The following is a 14018-nucleotide window of genomic DNA, read 5'->3' on the forward strand; positions in this document are numbered from 1 at the left end:
CAAAAGCCCGGAAATGCGACTGCGCTTGCGCAGAGTCGCATGAGCCGGGCGCAAGAACAGCGAGAAACAAATGTTTCGAGCTGGCGGAAGCGGAAGCGGCGAAGCCGATTAGCAAAAGCCCGGAAATGCGACTGCGCTTGCGCAGAGTCGCATGAGCCGGGCGCAAGAACAGCGAGAAACAAATGTTTCGAGCTGGCGGAAGCGGAAGCGGCGAAGCCGATTAGCAAAAGCCCCAAAATGCGACTGCGCTTGCGAGCCCACGGTTTGGCAGGGCTTATTCTGTATGCTTAAAGGAGAAATGTTATAATGAGAATATTAGGACTTGATTTTGGCTCAAAGACAGTAGGAGTTGCAATTACAGATCCGTTAGGGATGACTGCACAGGGCATGGAAATAGTGAGAAGGGAATCACCTAATAAATTAAGAAAGACTCTTTCAAGAATAGAGACAATTATTAAAGAAAATGATGTTGAATTAATAGTATTAGGATTACCTGTAAATATGGATGGAAGTTCAGGTGAAAGAGTTGAAAAGACAAAAGAATTTGCAGATATGCTTACACGTAGAAGCGGAGTGGAGATTATTTTTCAGGACGAACGATTAACAACGGTTGAAGCATATGAAATAATGAATGAAGCAGGAATAAAAAGGGAAGACAGATACAAATATGTTGACCAGATTGCTGCCACAATTATTCTAGAGGATTATCTTAATTCGCATCGTTAAAAGTTATATGGTAGGAATATGACTTTTCATAACAGACTATGTATAGATATTTTTATTAACTGTCAGGAAAAAATCATTAATTTGATGGAATGTACGCAGATAAATAGTTAGATTAATTAAAAAATGAAGGTATTATTTCGTGAAGGATAGGAATGTTTATAATTATAAATAATAATTATAAATGCCTAATTAAGTACTTTGCAGATACCAAAGTTAGTATAGAAAAGTAATAGGAGGAAACAAAATGAACGAAGTTCATTTTCTATAAATGTTTCCGACGAATAGCCGCCGACCGAAGGGCGGGGGCATTACATATTTTTCAGGAGGAGATATAGTCAAATGGATGGAAAGATAATTTTCAAAAATGAGCAGGGTGAAAATGAAGAATTCACAGTTTTATTAGAAACAAAAGTAAATAATATAAAATATATTCTTGTTGAAAAAGAAGATGAAGAGATAGCATATATTTTTAAGGACACATCAGATGATAGTAGTGAAGAAGCTGTTTATGAAGTAGTTTTAGATGAAGATGAAGTAGGATATATCGGAAAGATTTTTTCAGAACTATTAGAAGATGTAGATTTAGTATAATACGAATATGAACGGAGAAATATAGGAGGGAAATATTAATGAGCGAGACTGGAAAGTTGAAAATAATTCCATTAGGCGGTTTAGAGCAGATTGGAATGAATATGACAGCTTTTGAATATGAAGATGGCATAATAGTAGTCGATTGCGGATTGTCATTTCCGGATGATGATATGCTTGGAATAGATTTAGTAATACCGGACATTACTTATTTAAGAGAAAATAAGGACAAGATAAAAGGATTTTTTATAACACATGGACATGAAGATCATATTGGTGCGTTACCATATGTTTTAAAAGAAATCAGTGCACCATTGTATGCAACAAAACTTACAATGGGAATTATAGAAGGAAAGCTTGAAGAACATCAGATCAAAGATATAGTTAAAAGAAAAGTAGTTAAATATGGTCAGAACATAAACGCAGGTAAATTCAGAGTTGAATTTATTAAGACAAACCATAGTATAGCTGATGCGGCAGCATTTGCCATTCATACACCTGTTGGTGTTATTGTTCATACAGGTGACTTTAAGGTAGATTATACACCTGTATTTGGTGATGCAATTGATTTAGCAAGATTTAGTGAATTAGGAAAAAAAGGCGTATTGGCAGTTATGTGTGACAGTACAAACGTATTAAGACCTGGATTTACACCTTCAGAAAGTACGGTTGGTGCAACATTTGACCACATTTTTTCAGAACATCCTAAGACAAGAATTATTATTGCTACATTTGCATCAAATGTAGACAGAGTTCAGCAGATTATCAATTCAGCTGACAAATACAACAGAAAAGTTGTAGTAGAAGGAAGAAGTATGGTTAATATTATTTCAGTTGCAAAAGAATTGGAATATTTAAAGATACCTGATAATACATTGATTAATATTGAAGAAATGAAAAATTATACTGATGACCAGTTGGTACTTATTACAACAGGAAGTCAGGGAGAATCAATGGCAGCCCTTTCAAGAATGGCAGCATCACTTCATAGAAAAGTAAGTATTAAACCGGGAGATACTATTGTGTTTAGTTCAACACCTATCCCTGGAAATGAAAAAGCTGTAAGTAAAGTAATTAATGAATTATATATGAAGGGGGCAGAGGTTATTTTCCAGGATACACATGTTTCAGGGCATGCGTGTCAGGAAGAAATTAAATTAATATATTCTCTGTTAAAACCTAAATATGCAATACCTGTACATGGTGAATACAGACATTTAATGGTTCATGGACAGTTAGTTCAGAAATTAGGAATTCCTAAAGAAAATGTATTTATTATGAAATCAGGGGATGTTTTAAGTATTGATGAAAATGATGCAAAGATTACAGGAAAAGTCCCTGCAGGTTCCGTATTAGTTGATGGTCTTGGAGTAGGTGATGTAGGTAACATCGTTCTTAGAGACAGACAGAATCTTGCTGAAAACGGAATTATAATTGTGGTACTTACTTTGCAAAAATATACAAATCAGTTACTTGCAGGACCTGATATTGTAACAAGAGGTTTCGTATATGTAAGAGAGTCAGAAAATCTTATTGACGAAGCAAAGGAAGTTGTGGCAGAAGCATTAGACAACTGTTTAAGTAAAAACTCAGTTGACTGGGGTAAAATTAAAATGGTTGTAAAAGATAGTTTAGGTGAATATTTATGGAAGAAGATGAAGAGAAATCCAATGATTCTTCCAATAATCATGGAAGTTGAATAATCCGGGAGGAGCTTATGGTTAGGCGAAAAACATCAGAAGGCTTTGCAAGAGTTATGAGTAAAGTATTAAAATATTTGGTGATGTTTGTTGTCATTTACTATTTTGCAGCAGCAGCTTTTGTATTTGGCAGACAGTTATTCACAGACAAGGGAGCAGCACCTGCACCTGGGATGGATATGACAATTGAAGTAACTAAGAACACATCAATAAAAGATTTTGCAAAGACATTAGAAGAATACGGAATTATAAATGATGATAAAGTATTATGGGTTGAGTCATTTATATATGAAGTAAAGGTTGTAAAGCCGGGAACATATACTTTCAATACTTCTGATAACGGTGAAAAAATATTAAAAGTTATCAAAAGTGAAGGTAAAACTGATGAAGAAGAGACAACAACGGAATAAGAGAGGTTGATATGATAGTAAATGAAAGAATTGTATCATACATGCATTCGTTGGAAAAAAATAATAGTCAGGTTTTAGAGCAGATAGAAATAGAGGCTCATAAGGACAATGTGCCGATTATCAGAAAAGAAATGGAAAGTTTCTTAAGAGTTATTCTGGCAATAAAAAAACCTAAAAGAATATTAGAGCTGGGTACCGCAGTTGGGTACTCAGCCATTTTAATTAGTGAATGTTTAGATGAAGATGGAAAAATTACTACAATAGAAAATTATGAAAAAAGAATTCCTATCGCAAAAGAAAATATAAAAAAAGCAGGAAAAGAAAATGTGATTGATCTTTTAGAAGGAGATGCGTTGGAAATTATGCCTACACTAAAAGATGATAGCTTTGACTTTGTATTTATGGATGCGGCAAAGGCTCAGTATATTAATTTTCTTCCGCATGTTTTAAGATTAATGAAAACAGGAGGAGTACTAATTACTGACAATGTTCTTCAGGAAGGTGATTTGATAGAATCTAAATATGTTGTAAGAAGAAGAGACAGAACAATTCATAAACGAATGCGGGAATATATGTATGAAGTAAAGAACAATGAACAGTTAGAAACATCCATCGTTCCAATTGGAGATGGAATAACAATAAGTGTAAAGAAGAGATAAATATGAGAAATGTAGAATTATTAATTCCGGCAAGCAGTCTGGAAGTTTTAAAAACAGCAGTAAAATATGGGGCAGATGCCGTATATATTGGTGGAGAAGTATTTGGACTTAGAGCAAAAGCGAAGAACTTTTCATTAGAAGAAATGCGAGAAGGTGTAAAATTTGCACATGAACATAATGTAAAAGTATATGTTACTGCAAATATACTCGCCCACAATGCAGATTTAGAGCCTGTAAGAGCTTATTTTGAAGATTTAAAAACAGTAAACATGGATGCACTTATAATCGCTGACCCTGCAATATTTACAATTGCAAAAGAAATGCTTCCGGATACTGAAATTCATATCAGCACTCAGGCTAATAATACAAATTATGGAACATATAATTTCTGGTACAATCTTGGAGCAAAGAGAGTTGTAACCGCAAGGGAATTATCAATGAAGGAGATAAAAGAAATAAGAGAACATATTCCTGATGATATGGAAATTGAAACATTTGTACATGGAGCAATGTGTATTTCTTATTCAGGAAGATGCCTTTTGTCAAGCTTTATGGCAGGACGTGATGCAAATAAAGGCGCATGCACTCATCCATGCAGATGGAAATATGCCGTTATGGAAGAATCAAGAGAAGGACAGTATATGCCTGTTTATGAAAATGAACGTGGAACATATATTTTTAACTCGAAAGATTTGTGCATGATAGAGCATATTCCTGAACTTATAGATGCCGGAATCGATAGTTTTAAAATAGAAGGAAGAATGAAAACTGCCCTTTATGTAGGTACGGTTGCAAGAACATACAGAATGGCAATTGATGATTATTTAGAAAGCCCTGACAAGTATTATGCAAACCTTGATAAGTACAGGGAGTTGATTTCACAGTGTACATTCAGACAGTATACAACCGGATTTTTCTTTGGAAAACCAGATGAAACAACACAGATATACGATAAAAATGTGTATGAAAGAAATTATGTTTATCTTGGACTTGTCGGAGAAAAGGTTGGGGAACATAAATACACAATAACACAGAAAAATAAATTCTGCGTTGGAGATACAATTGAGGTTATGAAAAAAGACGGAAGAGACATTGAAGTTAAAGTAATTTCAATTCAGGATGAAGAAGGAAACGAAATGGAAAGTTGTCCACATCCACAACAGAAGTTATTTATTGATTTAGGAATTGAATTAGAACTAGGAGATATTCTTAGAAAAAAAGATGTTGTAACAGCGTAAAATAAATAGGAAGTGACAGGCACCCGTTATGTGATTTGTGCATAAAATGTATAAAGCATGTGACGAGGTGCCTTTTTTTGAAGACATTTAAAGAGCCTTTGACACCAAAGGAAGAGAAAAAATATCTGGAAAGATATGCACAGGGAGATAAGCTGGCGAAGGATATATTAATAGAGAGTAATTTACGCCTTGTTGCACATGTGGCAAAAAAATATTCGGGTGAGAGAGATAATGAAGATTTAATTTCTATTGGAATAATAGGCCTTATAAAGGCAATAAATTCATTTGATATAAATAAGGGAAACCGTTTAGGAACCTATGCGGCAAAATGCATTGAAAATGAAATGCTAATGATGTTTAGAAATGAGAAAAAAAGAAGCAGGGACGTATCGCTAAATGAACCAATAGGAACAGATAAAGAAGGAAATACAATATGTCTTATAGATGTTGTTGAGTCAGATAATGAGGACGTAATAAGTAATATGGAAAGACAGGAAAATGTAGAAATGATTAGGGATATTGTAGAAAATAAACTGACCAAACGGGAAAGAGAAATAATAGAACGACGATATGGAATGAACGGGAGGGAGAGCGAGACGCAGAAAATAATTGGTATGGATTTAAACATTTCAAGGAGCTATGTAAGTCGTATTGAAAAGAGAGCATTAGAAAAAATAAAATCGACAATTGACTATTCATATAAAATGTGATAACTTATAACCTAAATAATAACGGAATGTTTGGAGGGTATATGGTTAGTAAAGTTAATTGTTGTGCAATTACGGGAACGGAAGTTTTACCGATTTGTGTTGAAACAGATGTATGTAGTGGCTTGCCATCATTTGATATGGTAGGCCTTTTATCGTCAGAAATAAAAGAGTCAAGAGAGAGGGTAAGAACCGCAATAAAGAATTCGGGATTTATGATTCCGCCAAGAAGAATAACGATAAATTTGGCTCCTGCGAATATAAGAAAATCAGGAACTTATTTTGATTTGCCAATATCTGCGTCGATTCTTAAAGCACTTGATATAGTAAAACAGGATGTCAGTAAATTTATGATTGCGGGAGAATTAAGTTTAAATGGAGATGTGATAAAGGTTAATGGAATATTACCTATGGTTTTAATGGCAGTGTCAAAGGAAATTAAAGTATGCATCATTCCTGAAGAAAATTATGGAGAGTGTGTAGCCATTGAAGGGATAGAGATAATAGGAGTGAAAAATCTTGCAGAATTAGTGTATGTGTTAGATATGAATCCTGATGAGTTGAGCGAGGAAATATTAAGGCAGAAAGCTAATTTTGAAGAAAAGAAGATTCAGGAAGAAATAGAGGAAAGTTATGATTTTGCAGACATTTGCGGACAGGAGCAGGGAAAAATAGGAGCGATGATTGCAGCAGCGGGAAGACACAATATGCTTATGGTTGGACCACCGGGCGCCGGAAAAACTGTAATAGCAAGGACTATTCCTACAATACTTCCTGATATGACATTTGAAGAGAGAATACAAATATCAAAGATTCATAGTATAGCAGGGAAATTAGATGGAAGACTAGTGGATAAAAGACCATTTTGCAGTCCGCATCATACTACAACGGTAACGGGAATGACGGGCGGCGGAATGAAACCAAAAGTAGGACAGGTTACCCTTGCTCATGGTGGAGTATTATATTTAGACGAATTTCCTGAATTTTCGAGAAATGTTATTGAAGCATTAAGGCAACCATTAGAGGACAAAAAAATTGTGCTTTCAAGAAATAGTGGAAGCTATGAATTTCCTGCAGATGTGATACTTATAGCATCAATGAATCCGTGTAAGTGTGGATATTATCCTGATAGAAACAGATGTAGCTGTACACAAAGGGAGGTTAATAAGTATTTGTCAAAAATAAGTGGACCTATATTAGATAGATTTGATTTATGTGTGTATTTAAACAGAGTAGAGTATAAGGATATTAAAAAAAGTGAAAAAACCTCAGAAAAGATGAAAGAAAGGGTTATTGCAGCAGCACAAATTCAAAGGGAAAGATATAAGAATGAAACAGTGTCTTACAATGGACAGTTAGATGGCAGAAATATTAAAGAATTTTGTAAATTAAATAAGCCTGAAGAAGAACTTATGGAACAGATTTTTAATAAATTTAAATTGAGCATGAGGGCGTATGGAAAGGTATTAAAAGTAGCAAGAACGATAGCAGATTTGGACGAGAGAAAAAATGTTTCAAAGGGCGATATATCAAAGGCTTTGACATTTAGAACTCCGGCTTGGATGAAGTAAAAAGGGGGATACTATATATATGGAAGAAAGAGATTATTTTGCATGGATTTCAACTGTAAAAGATATACAATATACGAAGTTAAACAGACTGATAAAAGGTGTAAATGGAATAGAAGAATTGTATCATTCAAGTGAGAAAAAATTACTAAATATGACAGATATTACAAAGAAAGATGTTGAGGCAATTCTTAAGGCAAAGACTGAATTTGACAAAAACAGATTTTATGATGAATTAGAGAAGAATAATATAAAATTTGTCACAATTAAAGACGACGAATTTCCAGATAAATTAAGGATATTTGACCATAAGCCATATTTCCTTTTTTACAAAGGGAGCCTACCTGATAATGATAAAAAATCAGTTGCAATGGTTGGGGCAAGAGCGTGCAGTAATTATGGAAGAAATATGGCGAAAAGTATAGCTAAAGAACTGAGTGAAAACGGAGTGCAGATAATTAGTGGAATGGCAAGAGGAATTGATACATACAGTCAATTAGGAGCAATTGAAGGAGGAGAAAAAACTTTTGCAATTGTTGGATGTGGAGTTGATATTGTGTATCCTATAGAAAATATTGAACTTTATGAAAATATTATAGAATATGGTGGGATAATTTCAGAATATCCACCGGGAAGCAAACCTCTTAATTGGCATTTTCCGCAGAGAAACAGAATAATAAGTGGATTGGCGGATATAGTAGCAGTAATCGAGGCAAAAGAAAAAAGCGGTTCGCTAATAACTGTGGAATGGGCATTAGAACAGGGCAAAGATATTTACGCACTTCCGGGGAGAGTTGGAGACGCTTTAAGTGGCGGTTGTAATAGGCTTTTAAAGGTTGGTGCAGGGGTATTAACATCGGCAAAAGATATACTTGAAGAATTGCATATAGAAGAAAAAAATAGGGCTTCAAAAATAACGTCCCAAGAAAATTTACTTGAAAAAGATTTTTCCTTGGTGTATATTGAGTTAGGTTTACAGCCGATTAACATCTCAGAATTGATAGAGAAAACCGGCATTGAATATGAACGTTTATCAGAAATATTGTTACAGTTACAACTAGATGGAATGGTAGAACAACCAATGGAAAATTATTATGCAAGGGTTGTAGTGTGACATAAATAAAAATATAAAGGGGTAATTATGGCGAAGTATTTAGTTATAGTGGAATCACCGGCGAAAGTTAAAACAATTAAAAAATTTTTAGGAGCTAATTATGAAGTAGTAGCTTCAAATGGTCATATTAGAGACTTACCTAAAAGTACGCTCGGAATAGATATCGAACACGATTATGAACCAAAATATATAACCATCAGAGGTAAAGGTGGAAAACTTGCAGAATTAAGAAGACAGGTTAAAAAATCAGATAAAGTGTATCTTGCAACTGACCCTGACCGTGAAGGAGAGGCAATTTCATGGCATTTGGCAACAGCATTGAAACTTGACATGAAAAAAACAGCAAGAATAACATTTAATGAAATTACAAAGCCGGCAGTAAAGGCATCTTTAAAACAGCCTAGAGATATTGATATGAATCGTGTTGACGCACAGCAGGCAAGAAGAGTTTTAGACAGAATGGTAGGATACATGATTAGTCCGCTATTATGGGCTAAGATAAAAAGAGGATTAAGTGCAGGTAGAGTTCAGTCTGTTGCACTTCGTATGTTATGTGACAGAGAAGAAGAAATAAATTCATTTATTCCTAAGGAATATTGGGATATGAATGCAATTTTAAATGTCAAAGGAGAAAAGAAACCATTAACAGTTGAATTTTACGGAGATGGAAATGGAAAGATGGAAATTACCGGAAAAGAACAGCTTGATGGTATTATAAAGGAATTACAGAATGCTGATTTTACAGTAAAGGATGTAAAGAAGGGAAGCCGTTCAAGAAAGAGTCCGGTTCCGTTCATAACAAGTACATTGCAGCAGGAAGCTTCAAAAACTTTGAATTTTTCAACTCAAAAAACCATGAGACTTGCACAGCAGTTGTATGAAGGTGTGGATATTAAGGGAAGAGGAACAATAGGTTTGATTACTTACCTTCGTACTGATTCTACAAGAATTTCAGATACAGCAGAAACTCAGGTTAGAGAATTTATAGACAAGACATATGGTGCTGAAAATATAACAAAAGAAGTTAATACAAGTAAATCTAATAAAAAGATACAGGATGCTCATGAGGCAATAAGACCTACAGATGTAAATATTACACCTGCTGAGGTTAAAGAACAGCTTAGCAGAGACTTATTCAGATTGTATCAGTTAATATGGAAGAGATTTGTGGCAAGTAGAATGGCAAGTGCCGTATATGAGACTACATCAGTAAAAGTTGCAGCAGACAAATACATTTTTAATGCTTCAACTTCAAAGCTTAACTTCCAGGGATTTATGCAGGTTTATACAGATAGTGACAGCGAAAAAGTAACAACGGATAATGTAATTGCAAAACTTACAAAAGAATCAGAATTGTCATTAGTTGAATTTAATGAAAATCAACATTTTACACAGCCACCTGCTCATTTTACAGAAGCTGTACTTGTTAAGGCACTAGAAGAACAGGGAATTGGACGTCCAAGTACTTATGCTCCAACAATTACAACAATTATTGCAAGAAGATATGTTACAAAGGAAAAGAAGAATCTTTATGTAACAGAACTTGGAGAAGCGGTTAACAATGTAATGAAGACAGCATTTAGCGCAATTGTAGATTTGAACTTTACTGCAAATGTTGAATCACTTTTAGATATGGTGGAAGAAGGAAAAGTAGAATGGAAGACAGTTATAAGAAACTTCTATCCTGATTTAGATGCCGCTGTAAAGAGTGCTGAAAAGAAATTAGAAAAGATTACAATTGCTGATGAAGAATCAGATGAAATATGCGAAGAATGTGGAAGAAGAATGGTTATCAAATACGGACCGCACGGTAAGTTCCTTGCATGTCCGGGATTTCCAGAGTGTAGAAATACAAAACCATATCTTGAAAAGACAGGAATCCCTTGTCCTAAATGTGGAAAGGAAATTATTCTTAAAAAAACACAGAAGGGAAGAAGATACTATGGATGTATCGACAATCCTGAATGTGATTTTATGTCATGGCAGAAACCTTCTACAGAAAAATGTCCTGAGTGCGGTGGATATATGCTTGAAAAAGGAAACAAGTTAGTATGCGCAGACGCGACATGTGGATATGTTACAGATTTGAAGAAAAAAGAGGAAGTAAAATAGATGAAATTTAAAATGGTTCATGAAAACTACAATGTAGTTGACTTAGATAAATCAATGGAATTTTATTCAAAAGCTTTAGGATTAAAAGAATCACGCAGAAAAGAAGCAAAAGACGGCTCATATATAATTGTCTATATGTCAAACGAAGAAGCAGATTTTGAATTGGAATTAACATGGTTAAAAGAGTGGGAAGGAAATTATAATCTTGGAGATTGTGAATTCCATCTTGCATTTGAAACAGATGATATGGAAGCAGCTCATAAACTTCATGAAGAAATGGAATGCATTTGTTTTGAAAATAAAGAAATGGGAATTTATTTTATTGAAGACCCTGATGGATATTGGTTAGAAATTGTTCCAGCAAAATAGAGGTAAATGAATGAAGGTTACGTATTTAAAACATAGTGGTTTTATGGTTGAAAGCAGAAATTATATATATTTGTTTGACTATATTGGTGGAAACATAGATAAAGCCATAAAATCGGACAAGAAAATTTACGTAATGGTAAGCCATATTCATGATGATCATTTTAGTAAAATAATATTTGATATAGCAACTAAGCATGATAATGTAACATATATTTTATCTTACGATGTTGTTAAGAAAATAAAGAAAAATGCTGTGCTGTCAAAAATGGTTGAGCAACTTAATATAATAAGAGTTCAGGCTCATGAAAAATACAAGATAGATGATATAGTTGTTGAAACATTGAAATCAACAGATGAGGGCGTGGCTTTTATAGTAAGTGAAAAAGATGGAACAATATATCATGCAGGTGATTTGAACTGGTGGCACTGGGATGGAGAACCAAAATCCTGGAACCGAAATATGGAAGTTAATTTTAAAAGAGAGATTGATAGCATGAAGGGAAGAAAGATAGATATTGCTTTCGTACCGCTTGATCCAAGACAGGAAGAAGCCTATTATATGGGAATGGACTATTTTATAAAAAATGTTGGAGCAAATGAAATTTATCCTATGCATTTTTGGGGAGAACCTGAAATAATAGACAGATATAAAAATGAGTATGGTGGAGAAAACATAGTGAGTAAGGCAGTTTTTTGTAAATAAAAAGTGCTTGAATTATAAAATGACTTATGATAAGATGTCTAAGTTAGAGTAAACACGTTTGATGAAATCGGACCGGTGCCCATGCTCGGGGTTGTCCGATGAATTGGATTCAGACGGAAGATTAAAACCAAATGGAGGTAAAAAAATGAGCGTTATTTCAATGAAACAGTTATTAGAAGCAGGTGTTCATTTCGGACATCAGACAAGAAGATGGAACCCTAAGATGGCTCCATACATTTACACAGAAAGAAATGGTATCTACATTATCGATTTACAGAAGTCAGTAGGTAAAGTTGATGAAGCTTATAAGGCTATGGCTGATATCGCAGCTGATGGTGGTACAATTCTTTTTGTTGGTACAAAGAAACAGGCTCAGGAAGCTGTTAAGACAGAAGCTGAACGTTGTGGAATGTACTATGTAAATGAAAGATGGTTAGGCGGAATGCTTACTAACTTCAAGACAATTCAGTCAAGAATTAAGAGATTAAAAGACATCGAACAGATGGCAGAAGATGGAACATTTGATGTTCTTCCTAAGAAAGAAGTTATCGAAATTAAGAAAGAATGGGATAAGCTTGAAAAGAACCTTGGCGGTATCAAGGATATGAAGAGAATCCCAGACGCTATTTTCGTAGTAGATCCTAAGAAGGAAAGAATTTGTATTCAGGAAGCTCATGCACTTGGAATCAAATTAATCGGTATCGCTGATACAAACTGCGATCCTGAAGAATTAGATTACGTTATTCCAGGTAATGACGATGCTATCAGAGCTGTTAAACTCATCGTTGCTAAGATGGCAGATGCTGTTATCGAAGCTAACCAGGGTGAAGAAATGGTAGCTGAAGAAGTAGCTGAAACAGAAGCAGAATAATTAAATTTTTTCTAAATAGGAGGATATAGTAATGGATATTACAGCAGCAATGGTAAAAGAGTTAAGAGAATTAACAGGCGCTGGAATTATGGCTTGTAAGAAAGCTTTAGTTGAAACTGATGGTAATCAGGAAGCAGCTATCGAAGTATTAAGAAAGAAAGGCGAAGCTACTGCAGTAAAGAAATCAGGTAGAATCGCAGCTGAAGGTGTTGTTGCAACATTAGTTGAAGATGGAAAAGCAGCAATCGTAGAAGTAAACTCAGAAACTGACTTCGTAGCTAAAAACGAAAAGTTCCAGACATTCGTAGCTAACGTAGTTAAGCAGATCGTTAACTCAGATGCAGCTGACGTTGAAGCTTTATACGCTGAACCATGGGCTCTTGACACATCAAAGACTGTAAAAGACGAATTAACATCACAGATTGCTGTTATTGGTGAAAACATGAACATCAGAAGATTTAAGAAAATCGTATCTGACGGTGTTGTTGTATCATACATCCACGCTGGTGGAAAGATTGGTGTATTAGTAGAAGCTGATGCACAGGCTAACGAAACTGTTGAAGCATCAATGAAGACTATCGCTATGCAGATCGCAGCTATGAGTCCACAGTATATTAGCAGAGAAGACATCTCAGATGATGAACTTGCTAAGATGAGAGAAATCACAATTGATAGTGCTTTAAATGATGTAGCATCACTTCCAAAGCCAATTCAGAAAGATATCTTTGCTGAAGCATTAAGCACAGATGCATTAAGCGCTGAAGACAAAGCAATCTTAGAAGAAAAACAGAACGACAAGTACTTATTCAACTTCCTTTCAAAAGAAGCTATTGCTTCATTAGCAGCTATTTCAATGAGCAAGAAGGAAGAAATCTGTGCTAACAAGATCTTCAACGGTTTAGTTGAAGGACGTATTTCTAAGCAGTTAAAAGAAGTATGTCTTCTTGATCAGACATACGTTATGGCTGCAGACGGAAAGCAGACAGTAAAAGCATACTTAGCAGAAGTTTCAAAAGAAGTTGGTGCTCCAGTTGCACTTAAGAGCTTCATCAGATTTGAAACAGGCGAAGGTATCGAAAAGAAAGAAGAAGATTTCGCAGCTGAAGTTGCAAAACAGATGAAATAGTCAGGCTAAAGCCGTGCAAATAAAAAGAAGAACATCCACGAGCCATGTTTACATGGGCGAGAGGGTGTTCTTCTTTTTTTGGCTCTTTGTCAAGCATGGGGGTAATCACTTATATATATCGTGTGTG

General features: G+C 34.8%; 14 protein-coding genes. All 14 read left to right on the top strand.

Annotation, left to right across the window (positions count from 1 at the left end; genetic code table 11):
* The first annotated feature begins 306 nt into the window (after positions 1-306).
* On the top strand, positions 307-726 hold the full coding sequence (gene ruvX / locus N5B56_RS05835) for a Holliday junction resolvase RuvX (protein WP_022089228.1): 420 nt from the start codon (positions 307-309) through the stop codon (positions 724-726).
* A gap of 339 nt (positions 727-1065) precedes the next feature.
* Positions 1066-1317, top strand: coding sequence for a DUF1292 domain-containing protein (locus N5B56_RS05840; protein ID WP_022089227.1), 252 nt, complete (start codon positions 1066-1068; stop codon positions 1315-1317).
* Positions 1318-1355: 38 nt separating this feature from the next.
* Positions 1356-3017 carry a ribonuclease J gene (locus N5B56_RS05845; RefSeq protein ID WP_022089226.1) on the top strand — a complete coding sequence of 554 codons (1662 nt, stop codon included), beginning with the start codon at positions 1356-1358 and terminating at the stop codon, positions 3015-3017.
* A gap of 14 nt (positions 3018-3031) precedes the next feature.
* Positions 3032-3424, top strand: coding sequence for a hypothetical protein (locus tag N5B56_RS05850; protein ID WP_118565248.1), 393 nt, complete (start codon positions 3032-3034; stop codon positions 3422-3424).
* Between the two features lie 11 nt (positions 3425-3435).
* Complete coding sequence (locus tag N5B56_RS05855; protein ID WP_260978558.1) at positions 3436-4083, top strand: O-methyltransferase; 648 nt, start codon at positions 3436-3438, stop codon at positions 4081-4083.
* A gap of 2 nt (positions 4084-4085) precedes the next feature.
* On the top strand, positions 4086-5321 hold the full coding sequence (locus tag N5B56_RS05860) for a peptidase U32 family protein (protein ID WP_022089223.1): 1236 nt from the start codon (positions 4086-4088) through the stop codon (positions 5319-5321).
* Positions 5322-5398: 77 nt separating this feature from the next.
* Entirely contained in the window at positions 5399-6031 is a 633-nt protein-coding gene (gene sigK / locus N5B56_RS05865) for an RNA polymerase sporulation sigma factor SigK (protein WP_022089222.1), read from the top strand.
* A 41-nt stretch (positions 6032-6072) separates the two neighbouring features.
* Positions 6073-7599: a YifB family Mg chelatase-like AAA ATPase gene (locus tag N5B56_RS05870; RefSeq protein WP_022089221.1), complete on the top strand. Its 1527-nt coding sequence runs from the start codon at positions 6073-6075 to the stop codon at positions 7597-7599.
* Positions 7600-7618: 19 nt separating this feature from the next.
* Entirely contained in the window at positions 7619-8710 is a 1092-nt protein-coding gene (gene dprA / locus N5B56_RS05875; RefSeq protein WP_260978559.1) for a DNA-processing protein DprA, read from the top strand.
* Positions 8711-8737: 27 nt separating this feature from the next.
* The gene (topA, locus tag N5B56_RS05880; RefSeq protein WP_260978560.1) at positions 8738-10822 is read left to right on the top strand and encodes a type I DNA topoisomerase; all 2085 of its coding nucleotides are present in this window, start codon (positions 8738-8740) and stop codon (positions 10820-10822) included.
* Positions 10823-11191 carry a VOC family protein gene (locus tag N5B56_RS05885; RefSeq protein ID WP_117909907.1) on the top strand — a complete coding sequence of 123 codons (369 nt, stop codon included), beginning with the start codon at positions 10823-10825 and terminating at the stop codon, positions 11189-11191.
* Between the two features lie 10 nt (positions 11192-11201).
* Positions 11202-11894 carry an MBL fold metallo-hydrolase gene (locus N5B56_RS05890; RefSeq protein WP_260978561.1) on the top strand — a complete coding sequence of 231 codons (693 nt, stop codon included), beginning with the start codon at positions 11202-11204 and terminating at the stop codon, positions 11892-11894.
* Between the two features lie 145 nt (positions 11895-12039).
* Complete coding sequence (gene rpsB / locus N5B56_RS05895) at positions 12040-12765, top strand: 30S ribosomal protein S2 (RefSeq protein ID WP_117909909.1); 726 nt, start codon at positions 12040-12042, stop codon at positions 12763-12765.
* Positions 12766-12796: 31 nt separating this feature from the next.
* The gene (tsf, locus tag N5B56_RS05900; protein WP_117909910.1) at positions 12797-13891 is read left to right on the top strand and encodes a translation elongation factor Ts; all 1095 of its coding nucleotides are present in this window, start codon (positions 12797-12799) and stop codon (positions 13889-13891) included.
* Positions 13892-14018 lie beyond the last annotated feature (127 nt).

Source organism: Eubacterium album (assembly GCF_025336545.1).
Classification (GTDB): Bacteria; Bacillota; Clostridia; order Lachnospirales; family Lachnospiraceae; genus Eubacterium_U; species Eubacterium_U album.